We start from the raw sequence: 18265 nt of genomic DNA on the forward strand, positions 1-18265 counted from the left end.
TTTAAATTTTAGTACGAATGAGCTTAATCACTTTGTCATTAATGGTTAAGCACTGGTTAAATGCTGCGAAACGTTTGAGCTCTTGATCTAGTTCAAAAAAGAAATGCTCTTTATCTTTGATTGTTTTTTCTAGATGCAAGCTAATCACTTCTAATTCTTTGATAGACCGATGTGCTTTACAATCTAGTCGGCCTACTAACTCATCTTGATATAGGATCGGCAAACAGAAATATCCATATACCCGTTTAGCCGCTGGTACATAGCATTCAATCCGATAATCAAACTCAAATAAAGAAGTTAAGCGGTCACGATGAATAAGCGAGTTATCAAAAGGCGAAAGTATTTTTAAACCAAAATCAGTCTCCACTTTTTGTTCTATTGCAGCTAGATCCACATATAGGGTTTGACCATCGGCAAGTTTAACCGCTGATACAACACCATCATCAACTTGCTCTTTTAGCACAACACGCATAGCCTCTTTTAAATCATTTTTCTTTAAATGAACTAATTGCTTCCATGTAAATGCTCCATGTGCTCGAAGCGTATTATTAAATAAATACTGCGCATATTCATAAAGCGTGGGCATACTTAAATCAATATTTTCAGGTAAGCAGCGTTCGGTCAAATCATAGACTTTTTCCATTCCATTACGCTCACAGATCATCAAGTCACCCTGCATATATAACTGCTCAAAAGCACGGCGACCTGGACCTGTATTCCACCAATTTCCCAAATTTTTCTTATTATTCTTATCAATGTCTCGCAGTCGAATTTTACCTTCGGCACGAACACGCACCAATATCTCATTCATAAGGTGCTGATCACCTCTATTGAAATAACGACTTTCTCCGTTCCTGACAGACATCATGGCAGGTAGCGCATAGCGATAATCTTTTATAGGAAGATAAGACGCAGCATGATACCAATATTCAAAAATCTGGCGCTCACGAACCAAACTATTTAAATGATTTAAATCATAGTCAGGCACTCGGCTCCACAATATATGGTGATGAGCTCGCTCTACAACCGATATGGTATCAATCTGTACATATCCTAAATGCTCAATAGCCTGTAAAGTGCCATCCACACCTTTTGGAAATCGACTGGTTTTTCCTAAGCCTTGATTAAATAAAGTGAGTCGTTTTAAAGAAGAAGTCATAGAAATCAAATATTGTTGTATTCATTTAGAAGCAGAAAAATTTCAGTTCTATCCTATCACTATTTCCTAATTTGCTTGTGCTTTAGCATCAGTAATTCTTTATAAAAAGAATCTCGGCCAACTCAACATTTTACAGACTCATCTTAAAATAACTTTTGGGAGCCAATCTAATCACTAAAATAACAACCAATATCACACTGGCTAAATGAAAAAGCCATCCTGCTTTGTAAGTCCCAGTAAAATCATGCAAAATTGCAATAATCCACGGCGGAATTGCTGCCAGTAAAAAACCACCGCCTTGCATCAGTGCAGATAAAGCACCTGCATGAATGGGTTCATCAAAATGGTCTAATGCAACTATAAGCGTTAATGCAAAACATCCTCCTAAGCCAACGCCTAAACAAATTGCCCAAAGCATAGCGGCGATCTCAGGTATAAAAGCCATTCCTGAAAAACCAATCATTTGCATTGCTAACGTAAACCATAGCCATGGACGTCGGTCTTTATATTTCCTAGCTAAAACAGGCAAAATGAGTGCTGAAGCTGCTTGGCTCAAGGCCAGAAGAGCAAGTAATTTCCCACTTTGTGCTGCGCTCCAACCGTGATCTTGAAAAGAAGGTGCTAACCAAGCCACGACTGATGAATAGCCACCATTTATAAGCCCAAAGCAAGCCATTAATAACCAAGTTCGAGGTTGGTTTAATAATTTTCTTACAGGCGCACGATGAATGAATGAGCTAGTTTTTTTAGGTAAAAAAGCCAGCGCCAATATAAATGCAAACAAAGCTGGGACTGCAAAAAAAGCCAGTCCAACAAACCATAAACCCGTTATATTTGAAACTACAGGCGCTAACCATGCTCCTAAGGCACCACCGCCCATAAGCATGGCTGAGTAAAGCCCCATCATCGGACCAATATGTTGGCTAAATTCTCTTTTGATCATGCCAGGAAATGCCGCTTGTATCATCGCGACTCCGAATCCAATCACTATGGCACTAAGAATTAATCCTTCGTCAGTAGGAAATAAAAATCGGAAAGCACATCCCGCACAAATGGTCAGCAATGCACCAAGAATAGCCTTTCGTTCACCGACAAAGTTTTGCAATATTGGCCCAACAAATGCAACGATTCCCATAATCATCATCGGTAGCAAAGTGAGCAGTGCCACCCCTTGTAAGCTTAAGCCAGTGGCTGTTCGAATATTGGCAATCAATGGTCCAATACTTGTGATAAATGGTCTTAAATTAAGGCCCACCAAAGCTACCGTTACAACAAGCATGGGACGAGTCAAAAAAACGCCAGACTGCTTCATTATTTTGAGCCTGAATGATTGGCTTGATAATTCTTCCAATGCGCATAAAGATCAGTGCGGTTTTCAACTCTGATCGGTACATATTGAATTTTCATTGATTGCTCAGCAAAGGGCTTGGCAAGCTCAATATATATTTCGGCCGTAGACAAACCAAATGGTGTTCCGTCTTCATTAGAATAAGCATAGCTCACCGACGTTATACCGGCCAAACGCATTGCAGCCATACACATTGGGCATGGGTGTCCACTTGCATACACAGAGCAGCCTTCTAGATTGGCAGATCCTAAAACTTGACTGGCTGCACGAATCGCCAGTAATTCAGCATGTGCAGTTGGGTCATTCGTTGTCAGAATCTGATTTACGCCTGAAGCAATAACTTCTCCGTTCTTTACAACCACGGCTCCAAATGGTCTGCCACCTTTTTCAATATTGTTATAGGCAAGCTCAATCGCATTACGTAAAAACTGTTCACCTTTTTCCATCACATACTCTCACTTTCTATTTTGCACCAGCTGCCAGAAGTCTTCTTTCAATTTCGCGGTATTCTCGTGAACGCGCATGTTGTAAGGGAGTTATCCCGTCTTTATCTGCCAAGTTCGGATCAGCACCTGCTTTTAATAAAAGCTCTACAATGTGTTGATATTTGAGTTCTCCATTTCCCAAAATGATGGCCTCAAGCAATGCCGTCCATCCCAAATTATTGACATGATTAACATCTACACCAGCGGCAATTAATGTACGAACTGTTTCGACATGGCCTCGTTCCGCTGCTGGAATGAGCGCAGTCCCACCGTAACGGTTAATACTTTTTAAATCGGCACCATGCATGAGTGTCATTCTTAGAATTTTTAAATATCCCTGTGCACCAGCATATAAGTATGGACTGTCTTGAATATTGTCTTTTGCATTTACATCAGCCCCAGCCTCTATCAGCATATGAGCAGCATGTACATTATTTGCTCTTGTTGCGACCATCAAAGCAGTTGAACCAGTTTCATCTCGCTCATCAATTAAGGTCTTTTGGGATAAAATCTGTTTGATAGATTGAGTGTCGTTATTTATCACTGCCTGATGTAAAGGATAATCACCCATTGCATTCGTCATATTTGTAAAACCCAAAGCCCCCAGTGCGACAATCAGATTCATCCATATCAGTGACTTACGCATGGTGGCCTCCCAATAGAAATTTATGGCAAAACATTTTGCAATTAGAATAAGCTTCACCAAAAGTATTTGGAAATTAAATTATTTAATTGATACTATTAAGATTATGAATACTTTTTTTTCATCAGCTTTTAAGCGTGGCGGTACCTAATCATGTTTGATCCTCGCCTTTTACGTGCTTTCGTCACTATTTTTGAAACTGGCAGTTTTACCGCAGCTGCCGATCGATTACACCTGACTCAATCAACAATTAGTCAGCAGTTAGCTCGTCTTGAAGAATCAGTGGGACATGCGCTTATAGATCGAACAGCAAGACCTTTCAAATTGACGGTGTCTGGAGAATATCTCATTGGTTATGCGCAAAGGATTTTGACCCTTCAAGAAGAAGCTGAAGCACTACTTAAAGATCCGGCAGGAAGTATTCCTATTCGTATTGGTTTACCAGAAGATATGATGAGTCCAGCAATGGCTGAAGTTTTTGGTATATTTGCCAAAGAACATCGTTCCATTCGTTTAGACGTAACCTCTGGCTTGAGTCGCAACTTAACAGAACGTTATCGAAATGGTGAATTCGATATCATTATTGTCAAAGAACCTGCGGCCAGTGCTGATCACCACGCTACATTCCCAGAAGAAATGGCATGGTTTGAAAGTGAGAACTCAACAACGACATGGTCTGATCCCATGAGTTTAGTGACCTTTCCTCAAGGAGGACTTTATCGGGATGAGATGTTCGCAACGTTAGAGCGCGAACGGCGTCGTTGGTATATTGCCTTTACGGGTAGTAGTCTAGAAAGCGTGTTAGTTAGTGTTGAAACTGGCTTAGGATTATCTTTATTGCCTGTGGCAACAACCCGTGGACGTCGAGTACGTCGATATGATTCATTAGGGACCGTCCTCCCTATGGTTGTTTCAATTTATACATGGGAAAAAGCTGGGATCATTTCCCAGCTTGTAGACAAGATGACAACTGTTTTACAAGAACGTTTTCAATCGTCAATAAGTGTTTAACTTACTTCATTCAAACTTTCAGCGATCAGTTTTTCAGCCATTTCCTGTGTTTTTCTTAAGCCCGGCATACGGAACTCGGTATGGCCATAATCTTGAATAGATTTCCAACGTCCACCCCATGTAAGCCCAACCGATTCAGCAACTTGCCCATATAAACGATAGCCCTGCATAGCCCAAGGGTCTCTTTCAGAAATAACTACTTTTCCATTTCGTTTAAAGGCGACATCTGCTGCCAAACCAAATTGATGATAACTCTGATACCCTTTTGCTTTTGTCGTGTTCGGATTACCTGCCAACATATTCTGACGCACAGGACTACGATATCCCTCTAATAGAACCAACTCATAGCCATATTGTTCTTTCATGATTTTAAAAACCATGAGTAAACGCTGCTTATAACGCGGGTTCATTTTGCTCCATTTACGATCTACTAAACTGGTATCTAAAATAGCTCGGCCATCAAAACTCGTATTATCAATAGGTGAAGAATTAATGGTTCCACTATTTTGAGCAGAATATTGTTGCTCTAATTGTGTAGCCTCTACAATTGCGGCTTCAATTAGGCTTTCATCCACTTCTGGTGGTGGCGATAGTATTTCACCGTTCAAAAGCGCGTAGATTTGAGGATCTGTTTTTTTGAGATATTCAGCTTCAATTCGAGTTGAGCTAATAGGTCGAGTAAAAGCAAACACTAAAATACTGGCAAACAAGAAAAAACCTGCAATAACAATCCACCACTGCTGTAAATGCCAATGGGATTGCAACTTTTCAGGCGCAGCCGCCTGATTCATTGTTTGAGCAAATTGTCTAACCTGATTAAGCTGTTTACGGCCTTGCGGCAGTAATGACAAAACAAAATCTTTGCTTCTCGTCCTTAGCTCATAAGACATTAAAAACGCTAAACCAATTGCTAAGCATGTAAAGCAAAAGAAAATGAGAAAAATCATCATTTGTTCATTAATTCACAGCAAAAGGACTTCGTGTAATTTTAATATCTACCGATGCTTTAGGTGGTTCAACCTCAGCTTCGGGTTCGGCTGGAGCTTTATTCTCAACAACAGGTTTAGCCTGTGCCACTTGTTGCTGCGGTTTACTCACTGGCTTTTGCTGAGTTGGCTGTACCTTCGGTTGAGTCGTTTTAGCTGCACCCGTCTGTAGTTGAGGCACAACCTGAACTTTCTTTTCACCCGTGAGCTGTTCGTCAAATGGAGAAACTCGCTGTTGATTGAAAGTAGCAGGCTTATGCTGAGCAGGTTTAAAGATATTACTTAATTCATTATCTTTAGGTTGTTCAAAGCCATCACGGCTCATTGAATCTGTTTCGTTGTCTTGACTGACAGCAACCTGATTTTGTTCATCAGCAGAATGAGCAGTTTCTTGATTTAAAATCTGTTCTTCTGTTGATTTACTCTCAATTGCTGTTGATTCTGACGAATGCGGTTGAGACAAGAACAGGAATAGCGAGATGCTGACAAACACCCCGGCAATAACACCAATGACAATATAAAGTATTGGTGATTTCGGCTTTTTTTTATTCGATTGTAAAACTCGAATAGAAGTTGGTTTTTCCTGAGCCATTTCGTACCATCATCAAGGTAAATAAATTGTAATATGTGCTTGCTCTTGAGGAGCAGAAATCACATTTTGATAATTAGATAATGCTTTATCATTTTGATTATTCAGCATAAATCTTAGCCCTGCAAAGGTAAGCAATGCAAAAATCAATAAAAAGATCAAAATCCAAAAGAAAGGTACTTCACGATGAATAATATTTCGTATCTGATCGGGAATGGCCGAGAACGGCGAAAAAGCAACTTTTTTCCCTTTCAAATAGTCAATTTCGTCACCGACTCTTGATACTAAATGGTTGAGACTTTCCGTAGATTCGATTCGGTACTTACCCTGAAAACCTAATAAAAGGCAGTAATGAAATACTTCTAAAGCAGCTAGACGCTCTTTTCCACGGCTACGTAATTGTTCCAATATTTCAAAGAAGCGATAACCCGCTAACTGAGAACCAAACAAGCTCAATTGTAACGGGCTAATTAACCAAGCATTTTGCAAATTAAAATAACTTGGGTCTTGTTGCGTTACGATCGTTTCATCAATCAAAGCACAAAATGCATATTTAGCATCATGAATATCATCGGCTGAAAATTGTAACTTTTTGGCTTGTTGCTCAAATTGATTGAGTAAATTTAAGATTTTTTCACGAAACTGTTGAGCGTCTGCTGGCACATACTGATTTCGAATCAAGAAAACCAAATAAAAGCCGTCATGCAATAAATCAATAAGATTGATTGCCTGTAGTTTTGCTTGAGACTGGCTATTATTGTTGCCGCCCGTTCCAATTTGCCCATCATCAAATAAAGAAGGAGCACCTGTGGATTGTGACATTTTTCTCTCCTTTACTCTTAAGCGTTCATGACCGCAATCAATTCAATACTGATATCTTGGAAACCAGCCGGAACATAAATACAAATCGTTTCTGAATCTAACATGCGCTGATAAAGCTCATGATGTGGTTCAATCTCGAAATAGCTCACACCAGAACGTACTGGTATTGCTGTTGGAACTTGAATTAAGTGATGCAATGGAATCGCAGGTAATGCAGCAACTACACGTTGTTCTACATCTAAAGTGCTACCGATCTTGAATCGTAAAGGCACAATCTGGATTAACTCATGTGTCTGCATTGCGCTACTTGATACAGCAATATAAAGTCGAGTGTCTCGAGTAATCTTATCGGTCTCAAGACTTCCCACCCAATATGAAGGTCGGATTTCTTTAAGCGCAATGCTGATGTATCGACTCGAAATAATCGTATCGAGCAAATCACGTAGAATCGTGTCTAACTGCGAAAAACTTTCTTGTAAGTTATGGTGTTTATAGGCAGGCAACTGATCGACATCATATGCCGTCGAGAATGTTAATAATGAACCTGCTAAACGCAATAATTCGAAGAACAAACGCTCTGGATGAATTTGTGGATATTGCACAAAATGATTTAGACCAGCATGAGCTGTATTTAACGCATTTACTAACCAGAACGAAACGATATCACCAGAACGGAATTCAATTAATTTCTGTTCATTTTCTCGGTTATTGGTTTGAATCGTCTTAATTTTTGCCTTAATAACGTTCAGTGTTCTTTTTAAATTTGAAATGAGTGTTTCAGATGCATCCACATGCAAAATTGGTGGAATAAACTTTCGGTCAATTTCAAAAGCACCCGAACTTTGACGTTTAATCTTTCCAATAGGCAGATATAAGAAACCATCCAGATTATGGTCTGGATTACTATGTACATCCAATAATTTAAAAACAGCACGGCGACGTAGCAAACTAATATCTGCTTCAGTAGCATTCGTAAAAAGATCATGCGTTTCGACAAGATGAGATTGATATCTGCCCTTTTGCGCTTGGTTTTGATCAATTAGATTTTGCTTGTTCGCTTGTAAGAGTGGCAATGCTAAATAAATTAGCATCTCACCACGTAAATTAAGATCATCCAATAAAATTGGCTCAGGCAATAGATCATATGCAGGCGCCTGATAAATTTCACCGTCTTGCCAGATCATCTCTACAGACTCAAGAGCAAGAATATGGGTGCTCAATTGAGCCTCATCAAAACTTAATTTCTGAATACCATATGAAAAAGGTACGACCGCACGAACCGTATGATTCAAGCGTTGTTCATGGTAGGTATCTTGAATTTGGAAATGTTGAGGTCTTAAAAATAAACCTTCGCCCCACAGGACTTTTTCAGCTTTAAACATATGTCTTTACCAATCTTTATTCGTATTCATTTTTAGGCTGCACACCTAACATTTCCTGAACCATTTGTAATGGATGCTCATCTTTAATGACTTGTGCTAGCCATTCATGTAACGGCATTTGACTCCATTTAATGGTTTTTTGAAGCATATAACTCACAGGACTATGAGGCTCGTTTGCCTGAAAGTAATCCGCAATTTCTTGCAGCACTTTCATTGCTTGCTCACGGTTCGCCAAGTGTGTTTGAGCTTGAGGCTGAAAAGCAGGCTGATCTGAAACAACTTGTACAGGCACTTGATTTTCCATAGATGAACTCGTGATGACAGTCGCCTGCTCTTGGACTGGCGTAAGTCCAGTACCAAAAGCTTCTGCTTTATAAATCTTGCGTAATGTGCTGTGAATGGTTTCAAATGCTGAATCAATTGCACCAAAACTTGGTGAGTCGAGTCCCATTAAATGGTCAAGGGTTTGCTTTAAAACATCCCACTCGGTTAAGACTGAGCTAAAATCTTGATAATTAGAATATTGAAAAGTTTTAGACGTATTAAAAATAGCTTGATCGAACTGTTCTAACTCCGATGGTCCCGACTGACTATCGTACTCTTCAGTTTGCTTACGACGAATGTTCTCGTGATATAGAAAATTATCGTAATCAAGCAAATTGTAATAAGGCACTGTATTGGTTAAAGAGACTTTCTTCAACAAGCCAGGCAACTGATTAATTAAACCCTGTAATAAACCAATGCGTTGATCTAAGTCATCATCTTCAATAACAGGATGAATTTCCTGCCAGTATTGATTAAGCATGGTATGGCTTAAAGTTAAGCCTTTCGCCATACCCTCAAAACCATAAAGATGAGTCCAAGCTTCTAAGAGCCAAGTTAATAGACGAATATCTTTAGTATTCTCTTTTAGCAAAACACTCGTTTTATTTGATACAAAATCCCAGTCGGCTTGTTTTCGCTCAGCAACCCAATCGCCTTGATCTAGCAATAGATCATCTTGTGTTTTCGCCTTTTTGATTTCATGAAATTCATTAGAAAATGAAAAGTCATCACCACAAGGTAAGCTATCGCTAATGGGTTCAAGGAGTTCAGAAATATCAATATTCATCTAATTTTAGCTCTATTCAATTTAAACTTCTGACTTCAACTTTTTACTGGTCCTTTTTTTAGCAGCTTTCGCAACTGGATCTAGTAAATATTGAATTTCGTCATCTTTAGCATCAATCATGATAACTTTTGGCAACTTTTGCTCTGCTAAAGCCACTAAAATTTCTGTAGCCAATGCAGGTAACACCGTAGAATTTAAAATATTATCAACATTACGTGCACCACTATCGACTTCTGTACAGCGACTTAAAAGTAGCTCTACCAAATCTTCAGAATACTGGACTTGTGTACCGTATTGTTTTTCAATTCTTGCTGTGATCTTGCCCAACTTATGTTTAATAATTCGTACAAGTAGATCGTCATGCAATGGGAAATATGGCACAACTCTCATTCGGCCTAAAAATGCAGGCTTGAATTGCTTATATAAACTTGGTTTTAAATGGTCAATCAACTCTTCAGCTGTCGGCCAGTCTTCGACTGGTGTATTTAAGCAAGCTTGCATGATCGCACTTGAGCCAGCATTTGAAGTCAACAAAATAGTGGTGTTTTTAAAGTCAATTACTCGTCCTTCACCATCCTCTAAAGTACCTTTATCAAATACTTGATAGAATAGTTCCTGAACATCACTATGTGCTTTTTCAATTTCATCAAGCAACACAACACTGTAAGGGTTGCGACGAACAGCTTCTGTTAAAACACCACCTTGACCATATCCCACATATCCAGGAGGTGCTCCTTTAAGCGAAGATACAGTATGTGCTTCTTGATATTCAGACATATTAATAGTGATTAAATGCTGCTCACCGCCATATAATTCATTTGCCAAAGTTAATGCAGTTTCAGTTTTACCTACACCACTTGGCCCGACCAAAAGAAATACACCTTGCGGCTTATTAGGATCTTCAAGTCTTGCTTTTGAAGTTTTAATGCCTTGAACTAATTGTGTAAGCGCATAATCTTGCCCCATTACACGCTCGCCCAATTTATCTTCAAGCGTCAATATTTGTTTAATTTCATCATTAACCATTTTTCCAACAGGAATTCCGGTCCAATCAGAAATAATTTCATTAATAATTTGAGAATTTACTCTTTCAAATACTAATGGTTGCTGGCCTTGAATTTCAGCAAGATCTTTACGCAGTAAATTAATCTGATCATAAGCTTCAGATTCATTAGAATGATTCTGTGCTTCTAATTCCTGAATTTTATGAACAAGTTCTAATTCTTTATTCCATTGCTCTTCAGTTTCATGAATCTCTTTTTGCAAAGATTCTAAATTAGCTTTTAAAGATTCTAATCGTTCATGATGAATTGGAATCTGACGATGTTCATTTTCTAAAATTTGCTGTTCAAGCTTTAAGTTATGCTCTTGAGCCTTTAACTGATCAAGCTTTACAGGTTGGGCATTTTGGGTCAACGCAACACGTGCTGCTGCAGTATCAAGAACACTAACTGCTTTATCCGGAAGTTGACGACCACTAATATATCGATGTGAAGAGTGAACCGCTGTAACAATCGCCTCATCATCAATTTGTAATTTAAAATGCTGCTGCATGACAGGAATCATCGCACGCAACATATCTACCGCAACTTCTTCGGTTGGCTCTTCTACTTTTACAACCTGAAAACGTCGGCTCAATGCAGCATCTTTTTCAAAATATTGTTTATATTCTGCCCAAGTAGTCGCAGCAATGGTACGCAATTCACCACGTGCAAGTGCTGGTTTTAAAAGATTTGCAGCATCATTTTGCCCGGCTTGTCCACCTGCACCAATTAAAGTATGCGCTTCATCAATAAATAAGATGATAGGATGAACCGAGGCTTGGACCTCTTGAATCACTTGTTTTAGACGATTTTCAAATTCGCCTTTAACACTTGCTCCAGCCTGTAAAAGTCCCATATCCAATACATGTAAATGGACATTCTTAAGGGCGTTTGGTACTAAACCTTGAGCAATTTTTAAAGCTAAACCTTCGACCACAGCTGTTTTACCAACCCCTGGCTCTCCAGTTAAGATTGGGTTGTTTTGGCGTCTACGCATTAAAATATCGAGCATTAGGCGAATTTCATATTCACGCCCAATAACTGGATCTATACCGCCTTTTTTCGCTTTTTCAGTTAAATTAATCGTATATTGATCAAGTGCTGGTGTTTTAGCAGTTTTTGTACTTGCTACTGTCGTTTCTGTTGCTTCAGCTTCACCTGAAGGTGTTTTTATTTCATCTTGCTGTTCAACACTCTTCTCACAAATTTCAAGAAACTTATGTTTCATTGAATCAATTGGTAAGAGATCAAATAAACTCGAAGCACGAGTCGCAATTTGATATAAATCAGGTGCAGTTAATAGCGCAACTAATAAATGACCACTACGAATAACTGGATTTTGCTCAGCCGAAGCCAATAACCATGCTTGTTCAAACAAACGGACAATAGATTTAGCAAAAATAGGAGTTCGTGAATTACCTTTCGGTAATTGAGAAATTGTTTCTTTTAAATCATCAGCCAAAGCTTCAGATGAAATTTTATATTTCTTTAATAAAATCTTTAAATCATTCTCTAAAGATTGATTAAGTAACTCTAAGAATAAATGCTCAATTTCAATTTCATAATTTTGTTGAATAACACAAGCATTAGCCGATTTTTCTAAAGCAGTTCGCGCAACTGTAGAAAGTTTTGTAATTAAAATTTTTAAATTACTCATCATTACTCTCAATATTTTTAAATAATTTAATGCTTAAAATCATAATGCCTGTATATTAACAAAATTCAGCTTTATCAGACAAACTACTCATCATTTCAAGCGTTAATATGTTTTGGTAGATATTTATATCTATATAAAAATATCTCTGTCCTTATCCTTGATTAACTAAACTCTGTTTTGGCAATAATTTACAGCCGCATGATAATGAATCATTTACACGTGCTGCTGATTTACCCATAACAAGCATATTCGGATCGCCCGATACAATCGTTGCAACTATTTTGTGTAACGGGCAAGTCGCCTTGTCTCCTACACAGGCAATTGCAATTCCATCAATTAAAAATGTACTGTTTCCTGAAATGACTTGCCCTCCACCAGTTGTTGGGCATCCAATCGTAATGTAAGGGCTAGCCATGTTCTTCTCCTTATATTTATAGAACAGTAAACTCAATTCGACGGTTTTTCTTTCTGCCTTCTGGAGAAGTATTATCTGCAACAGGCTTAGATGAACCTAAACCTTCCGCAGATAAATGGTCGGCAGGAATACTTTTACTAATCAAATAGTTTTTTACTGCTAACGCACGATCTTGGCTAAGTTTCAAGTTTTTAGTCGCATCACCTGAACTATCTGTATGTCCTACGATTTTGACTTTTTTACCGCCTACTTTATTCAAGGCAACAGCCATCTCGTCTAGAATTTTTTGACCCGCATCAGTTAAAACCGCACTACCAGATTCAAACTCAATAATTCGATTTTTAAGTGCGTCATCAATGATTTTCTGCTCAGCCTGATTGACTGATAACTGTGAATACAGTTGATATGGTGGTTGTACTAACCCTTGAAAAGATTGAATGGTAGATTGAATATCTGCTGGATTCAGCATTTTTCCACTTAACTCAAATCGAGTACCATTTACGCTTAATTTACCTTGTGAAACTTTTTTTAAGTCAGGTGTAATAACTCTTGTAACAGAATCACTCCACCCATTTGGAGCAGCGACAGGTCTCACTTGTATTTTATCTACTACCTGATCAGCACCATAAACAGATTGCATTTTTAATAAGATGGCCTGTTTACTCGCCTCGTTAGGAACCACACCTTCTACAACAATAGGCTGAGCCAAAGCATAATTAGCTATTGCATAGATAAAACAGCCTTTTATGAGCTGTGTAAGTTTAGTTTGATTTCGTTGATTCATTATTATTCACCCAAAAAAGTCTGTCTAAATAGTTTTAAGCCTTGATTTAAACTTAATTGGCGTTGGCATAATGATTGTTCTAGCGTAGCTAAACCAGCATTTTGCTCCAAATAAGTATCAATCCACTGAGCTTCTATTAAAGAAACCCAATGTTTACTATCCATATTCTGAGTAAAAATATCGCTCAGGGCTAAAATATCAGCCCCTTGAAAACCGAAGAACAATACAGGTTGCTCTCGATGTAATAAACCTATCAATACCTCAGTATTATGTTCCTTTAAAAAGCGACAAATAATACTGACCCAAAAAGCTGCTATTTCATAACTGTAAGCAGGATTATTAATAGGCAAAATTAAAACTTTATTTAAGCGACTGGTTCCATTTTGTAAAATTGGCTGAAGTAATAATCCTAGCCCAATCATACTTTGCGCTAACTCATAAATACTGAGTTTCATTAATTGAGCAAATGAGTGCATCGTATGATTTTCATAGAAACCCACACACTCGCGTTCAGTTAAAACCTGAATTTGATTTTGTAAGTGACCTAATTTCCCAAGTAACAGATCGGAATCTTTAATTCCTTTTAAAGTCCGATTGTTTTGGAATAAATCAACGAGTACATGTTTATAGCTATAGGGCGCATACAACAAATTATCATACGGTAAATCAATTTCTAATAAATGGCTCAGTACCATTGGAAAAGATCGACCCGAACTATCTTCACTTGCAAGAAGGTTCGCCGCTAAAAACATATTTTCTTTCGGATTCGCAATAAAGAAGTCGAGTGAAGGCAACGTGTTATAAGCTTCTTTAAAGCTGCCCGATTGCATTGCATATTCCAATGCTTCAGTAATCCACTGATCAAGCAATTGTATTAAAGCATTCTGACCTTTTGTTTTTAAAAAGTCGCCGCGTGCAGGACTTTTGCCGTAATACAAAGGAGTTGTTTTTAATGTTTGCATTATTGCTCCTCCTTTCGCATAGAGGTTATTTTCCATGTCATGGTTTAACTCCCGCAGAAGGCTGAGCAAGTGCTGAAACAGGATTTTCTGTTTTTGCTGGAGCAGCTGCTTGAGCTGGCGCCTGCTGAGCAGACACCACACGAGCTGCTTTATCAGCAGTGACTTTATCCACTAGTTGCATACCTGCATAACCACGGCTTGAACCAATACTGCCTGAATTACTGCTGATTAGACGGAAATTCATTTTTACAACTAATGATGGGTCGGTTTTACTACGCCAAAGCATTTCAAATCCGCCATTTTGTTCTTTACGCTGAGCACTATCAATTAAGCGGTTAATACCGTATTCACCTGGCTCATCAAAAATCGTATGCGTTTGACCTTGTAAATCTACAGCGGTAATACGAGCACCTGGAATACTGCCTTGATTTGGCCAAATGAAGTTCACCCACTGTTGCACACCGTTCTCATAAGTCATGCGCTGACCATCAATATCCACGGTATATGAAAGCAATTGTGGATTTGGAATTGGGTAGAACTGGAAGTTAGATTGATTAGTTGCAGGTGCTGCTGGAGCTTGACTATTCAACTCACCTGTTGCCATGCCATTAGATGGCGTAACGTATCTTTGGAAATTCATCACAAATTGAGGATTTAAACTAATTCCTAAATCCTTCCATGTCTTAGACGTTAATGTATAACCACGACGAATCACAAATGGATCAAGATTTTCTTTTACAAAACGAGAAATGCTACCGTTTTCGCCCAAGATTTGTCCAATTTCACTACTTGTCGCTTGCAAAGAAGCTGATGAATTAAATGGATATTTCTTAGCAAGATTTGCTGTAAATGGCTGATAGGCTTGCATGACCCATAATTTATTAATTTCGTCTTGTGTTGGCGTAATTAAGCTCTCGAAAGCCTGTGTCAGTGGGCTAACTACTAATTTTTGTAGTAATCGCTGATCAATTTCACTAAAACCAACCGCCATTTTTTCATCTACAATTTTTTGCGTTTGGTTAAATACAGAAGTTTGCTCATTCAGGGTTTGCTTGACTAATGTCATCGCATTAGGCCCAACTTCCCCTGCATTCTTAAGCTCATTAAACTTACTACGAACAAGGGCTAAATTTGTCATATATTCATCAAGTAATGATTTACCCTGTTGATCATCACGTTTGCGAACCAACTGATAGAACATTTGGTATTCTTGAGAAATAGCGCCCTGAGCATTAGTTGCCACTTGATTAGCAGCCTTATCATCATGATTTAAAACCTTACGTTTAAACCATGCAATAAATCCTTTTTGTGGAGCTGCCAACTCAGCTTGTACAACTGGATTATCCCAGTTTGTTTCAATTGCAACTCTTTCAATTAATGTTCTAATTGGAGAGTTCTGTGGCTCACCTAAAACATCAATATTTTTTACTTGCTGAGGGAATTGGGCAGCCTTAGCATAATGAATACCATTTAAGAATTTTCTCCATTCCGCAATGTATTCTTGCTTATAGAGTGCTGTCAGTTGCTTTCTAATTTGCTCTGGACTACCTGAGAAAGTTAAATCATCAGATTGACGGCTATTTAACACCCAATCTTTACTATCTGTTGGCTTATCTGCGGCTTCTTCAATCGCTTTTTCTACATAGTCATTCCATGCCTTTTGGGTAAACACACCCGGTAATGCATAACTACCTAATACAACATTTTTATTTGCTTCACCCACAATCTGACTTACAGTCAATGCAGGAAAACGTACTGCTGCACGCATTTTTATTTCGTTATAAACACGATCACGCGCCGGCATTCCTCGAACAACAGAGAGTAATACTTGGCGTGTTTGATCAACAATTTGCGAATCTGCATCTAAAACTGGGAATTGCTTATCATTTGCCAAAGTCATTGCGTACGACAAGATTTGTTCAGCTTCCTGAATCATATCTGCACGTGGCATTTGACCTTTATTTGCGTCTAACCAAGAACGCCAGAAACGTGTAACCTGATCACTCAGATGACTTGCATCCATGTATTGTGGATTACTCATCATTAAATACGCTTTTAATGCATTATAAGCATCTTGAGGATTGGTATCTGAAGGTTCTAAATATTGTTGAGTCTGAGCAGTTTGCTTGATTTCAACATTCGTGTGATTCGCTTTTAATGTCGCTTCATTATTTTTTACGCGTTGCAAATATTGAGCAATATTTTGCTGTGTCGGTGTTAATACAATTTGCTTAACACCTTTTAAATATTCAGCTTTTAGCTTTTCACGAAGCTCATTGCCCTGATATAAACCAAAACTAAACTTAAGTGGTCTATTTTCGTCAAACTCATCTAACTGCTGTAGACGTCTTTGAAGAATAAGTAAAGCTTCTAATTGGGTAGACAGTTGCTGACCAGAAGCTCTTTCTAATTGAACAACCTTATTTAAATCAGCTTGAACTTCACCAATTAATTGTTGGTTATTACGATAAGACCAAACCCACACACCAAGAATAATTGAAACGCCAGCTAGAGCACCAATAAATGCAATGTAGCGTTGACGTTTTCTACCCGTATTTACATGCTGTTTAACAAGATCTTTATCTTTCAAAATAACATCTGAAAATAGACCATTTAAGAAATAACCATGGTTAGGCGTAATTTTTGAATGATCTTTTAAATCACTTTGTGCAATTTGAGTAAGCTGAAATTCTTGTGCGATTTGTTCTGTCATTGGACTTTCAATGACACCTTCCTGCAAAGCACTGGTGAAGTAAAACCCACGGAAAACAGGTTGAAATTGATATGGATTATCTTCAAAAAGTGTACCGATAAAGCTTTTTAAAGCTGGTTTTAATGTTTTAAATTCTAATGGGAAGGTCATTACACTTGGTGAGATATTTTGCGAATGACGACGACTTAAATGAGTCGAACTTACCCCTTTTAGACCATCATAAAGAATGGTGTAATGTTTTTCGAATAAATCTACCGCGTTATGAGAAGAACTCTGCTCATATGGAAGCGTTGCTCCCCAAGCTTGGTTATATTCTTGAGCTTCATAAAATTCAAAAAACTCGGTAAAACCTGCAATCAAGTCCATCTTTGAAAAGACCAAATAAACAGGTACCACGACTTCTAGACGTTCTGTTAGATCTTGAATACGAGCACGTAAATTTTTAGCAAGCTTTAACGAATTTTCAGGACTTTGACTAATTAGCTCAGCAATACTAACAATTAAAATCAAACCATTGACCGGAGCTTTGGAACGGTTCTTTTTTAAAATATTTAAGAAACCTAACCACTCAGAATGATCTTCGCTATAAACAGAATAACGGCCTGCCGTATCGAGTAAAATACCTTCTGTAGAGAAAAACCAGTCACAATTTCGAGTACCGCTTAAACCAGCAGATACCATTTTTTGATGCGTTTCTTCGAAAGGAAACTTTAAACCAGAATTATAAATAGCTGAACTTTTACCTGCGGCGGGGTTACCAATAACCATATACCAAGGAAGCTCATATAATGCAGCATTCCCTTTTTTATCACCCAACTTAGATTTACGAATCAGTTGAATTGATTCTTTCATTTGTTGACTAACAAGCTGAAGCTCTTCTTTATCTTTATTTTTGCCATATTCAGCTTGGTTGTCTTTTTCAATTGCTTCAGCTAGCTCTTCGCCCTGAGCAGCATGCTTTCTTCGTTGAATAAGCCAATAGATACCATAAACAATAAGACCCAAAGCATAGGCAGTTGCTAAAGCCCAGAATATATGACGAGGAATTGAAGTATATGAAGACATCAATGCCACGAACAATGACAAGGCGATAATTGCTTTAGGATTCGTGATGTACTGCCACAAGTAGCCTAAAATTGTATGCATTCTATTCTC

15 protein-coding genes are annotated in these 18265 nt (G+C 38.2%); 1 reads left to right on the plus strand and 14 read right to left on the minus strand.

Going from position 1 to position 18265, the window contains the following annotated elements; genetic code table 11:
* Window position 1 precedes the first annotated feature (1 nt).
* The 4 genes from QLG01_RS17845 to QLG01_RS17860 form a co-directional block, all read right to left on the minus strand.
* The gene (locus QLG01_RS17845) at window positions 2-1159 is read right to left on the minus strand and encodes a crosslink repair DNA glycosylase YcaQ family protein (protein WP_282497076.1); all 1158 of its coding nucleotides are present in this window, start codon (window positions 1157-1159) and stop codon (window positions 2-4) included.
* Window positions 1160-1289: 130 nt separating this feature from the next.
* Complete coding sequence (locus tag QLG01_RS17850) at window positions 1290-2471, minus strand: cyanate transporter (protein ID WP_282497077.1); 1182 nt, start codon at window positions 2469-2471, stop codon at window positions 1290-1292.
* Window positions 2471-2953: a nucleoside deaminase gene (locus tag QLG01_RS17855; protein ID WP_282497078.1), complete on the minus strand. Its 483-nt coding sequence runs from the start codon at window positions 2951-2953 to the stop codon at window positions 2471-2473. Before QLG01_RS17855 ends, QLG01_RS17850 begins: the two co-directional genes overlap by 1 nt.
* 16 nt (window positions 2954-2969) lie before the next feature.
* A complete protein-coding gene (locus tag QLG01_RS17860) occupies window positions 2970-3638 on the minus strand; it encodes an ankyrin repeat domain-containing protein (protein WP_282497079.1) in 669 nt (222 codons plus the stop codon).
* A gap of 150 nt (window positions 3639-3788) precedes the next feature.
* Between QLG01_RS17860 and QLG01_RS17865 the strand changes: the two genes are divergently transcribed.
* Window positions 3789-4646, plus strand: a complete 858-nt coding sequence (locus QLG01_RS17865; RefSeq protein ID WP_282497080.1) for a LysR family transcriptional regulator — start codon at window positions 3789-3791, stop codon at window positions 4644-4646.
* On the opposite strand, the gene QLG01_RS17870 is transcribed toward QLG01_RS17865, so the two are convergent.
* The 10 genes from QLG01_RS17870 to tssM all read right to left on the minus strand — a co-directional run bounded on the left by QLG01_RS17870 (window position 4643) and on the right by tssM (window position 18256).
* Window positions 4643-5596: a M15 family metallopeptidase gene (locus QLG01_RS17870; protein ID WP_005304046.1), complete on the minus strand. Its 954-nt coding sequence runs from the start codon at window positions 5594-5596 to the stop codon at window positions 4643-4645. The genes QLG01_RS17865 and QLG01_RS17870 overlap by 4 nt on opposite strands.
* A 7-nt stretch (window positions 5597-5603) precedes the next feature.
* Entirely contained in the window at window positions 5604-6224 is a 621-nt protein-coding gene (locus QLG01_RS17875) for a hypothetical protein (RefSeq protein WP_282497081.1), read from the minus strand.
* A gap of 12 nt (window positions 6225-6236) precedes the next feature.
* Window positions 6237-7043, minus strand: coding sequence for a type IVB secretion system protein IcmH/DotU (gene icmH, locus QLG01_RS17880; RefSeq protein WP_004793176.1), 807 nt, complete (start codon window positions 7041-7043; stop codon window positions 6237-6239).
* Between the two features lie 17 nt (window positions 7044-7060).
* Window positions 7061-8425, minus strand: a complete 1365-nt coding sequence (gene tssK, locus QLG01_RS17885) for a type VI secretion system baseplate subunit TssK (RefSeq protein WP_005304041.1) — start codon at window positions 8423-8425, stop codon at window positions 7061-7063.
* Window positions 8426-8441: 16 nt separating this feature from the next.
* Entirely contained in the window at window positions 8442-9536 is a 1095-nt protein-coding gene (tssA, locus tag QLG01_RS17890; protein ID WP_174765447.1) for a type VI secretion system protein TssA, read from the minus strand.
* Window positions 9537-9557: 21 nt separating this feature from the next.
* Window positions 9558-12239, minus strand: a complete 2682-nt coding sequence (gene tssH / locus QLG01_RS17895; RefSeq protein ID WP_282497082.1) for a type VI secretion system ATPase TssH — start codon at window positions 12237-12239, stop codon at window positions 9558-9560.
* A 148-nt stretch (window positions 12240-12387) separates the two neighbouring features.
* Window positions 12388-12651, minus strand: coding sequence for a PAAR domain-containing protein (locus QLG01_RS17900; RefSeq protein ID WP_005304032.1), 264 nt, complete (start codon window positions 12649-12651; stop codon window positions 12388-12390).
* Between the two features lie 16 nt (window positions 12652-12667).
* Window positions 12668-13435 carry an OmpA family protein gene (locus QLG01_RS17905; protein WP_282497083.1) on the minus strand — a complete coding sequence of 256 codons (768 nt, stop codon included), beginning with the start codon at window positions 13433-13435 and terminating at the stop codon, window positions 12668-12670.
* A 2-nt stretch (window positions 13436-13437) separates the two neighbouring features.
* Complete coding sequence (gene tagF, locus QLG01_RS17910; RefSeq protein ID WP_004793188.1) at window positions 13438-14397, minus strand: type VI secretion system-associated protein TagF; 960 nt, start codon at window positions 14395-14397, stop codon at window positions 13438-13440.
* Window positions 14398-14434: 37 nt separating this feature from the next.
* The gene (tssM, locus tag QLG01_RS17915) at window positions 14435-18256 is read right to left on the minus strand and encodes a type VI secretion system membrane subunit TssM (RefSeq protein WP_198307621.1); all 3822 of its coding nucleotides are present in this window, start codon (window positions 18254-18256) and stop codon (window positions 14435-14437) included.
* Window positions 18257-18265 lie beyond the last annotated feature (9 nt).

Source organism: Acinetobacter sp. V89_4 (assembly GCF_029967875.1).
Taxonomy (GTDB): domain Bacteria; phylum Pseudomonadota; class Gammaproteobacteria; order Pseudomonadales; family Moraxellaceae; genus Acinetobacter; species Acinetobacter oleivorans.

What these genes read in the sequence shown, in the direction of transcription:
- QLG01_RS17870 (WP_005304046.1), bottom strand. Translation starts at nt 5,596, where the DNA reads ATGATGATTTTTCTCATTTTCTTTTGCTTTACATGCTTAGCAATTGGT.
- QLG01_RS17875 (WP_282497081.1), bottom strand. Translation starts at nt 6,224, where the DNA reads ATGGCTCAGGAAAAACCAACTTCTATTCGAGTTTTACAATCGAATAAA.
- QLG01_RS17850 (WP_282497077.1), bottom strand. Translation starts at nt 2,471, where the DNA reads ATGAAGCAGTCTGGCGTTTTTTTGACTCGTCCCATGCTTGTTGTAACG.
- icmH (WP_004793176.1), bottom strand. Translation starts at nt 7,043, where the DNA reads ATGTCACAATCCACAGGTGCTCCTTCTTTATTTGATGATGGGCAAATT.
- QLG01_RS17845 (WP_282497076.1), bottom strand. Translation starts at nt 1,159, where the DNA reads ATGACTTCTTCTTTAAAACGACTCACTTTATTTAATCAAGGCTTAGGA.
- QLG01_RS17860 (WP_282497079.1), bottom strand. Translation starts at nt 3,638, where the DNA reads ATGCGTAAGTCACTGATATGGATGAATCTGATTGTCGCACTGGGGGCT.
- QLG01_RS17865 (WP_282497080.1), top strand. Translation starts at nt 3,789, where the DNA reads ATGTTTGATCCTCGCCTTTTACGTGCTTTCGTCACTATTTTTGAAACT.
- tssA (WP_174765447.1), bottom strand. Translation starts at nt 9,536, where the DNA reads ATGAATATTGATATTTCTGAACTCCTTGAACCCATTAGCGATAGCTTA.
- tagF (WP_004793188.1), bottom strand. Translation starts at nt 14,397, where the DNA reads ATGCAAACATTAAAAACAACTCCTTTGTATTACGGCAAAAGTCCTGCA.
- QLG01_RS17905 (WP_282497083.1), bottom strand. Translation starts at nt 13,435, where the DNA reads ATGAATCAACGAAATCAAACTAAACTTACACAGCTCATAAAAGGCTGT.
- tssM (WP_198307621.1), bottom strand. Translation starts at nt 18,256, where the DNA reads ATGCATACAATTTTAGGCTACTTGTGGCAGTACATCACGAATCCTAAA.
- QLG01_RS17900 (WP_005304032.1), bottom strand. Translation starts at nt 12,651, where the DNA reads ATGGCTAGCCCTTACATTACGATTGGATGCCCAACAACTGGTGGAGGG.
- QLG01_RS17855 (WP_282497078.1), bottom strand. Translation starts at nt 2,953, where the DNA reads ATGGAAAAAGGTGAACAGTTTTTACGTAATGCGATTGAGCTTGCCTAT.
- tssH (WP_282497082.1), bottom strand. Translation starts at nt 12,239, where the DNA reads ATGATGAGTAATTTAAAAATTTTAATTACAAAACTTTCTACAGTTGCG.
- tssK (WP_005304041.1), bottom strand. Translation starts at nt 8,425, where the DNA reads ATGTTTAAAGCTGAAAAAGTCCTGTGGGGCGAAGGTTTATTTTTAAGA.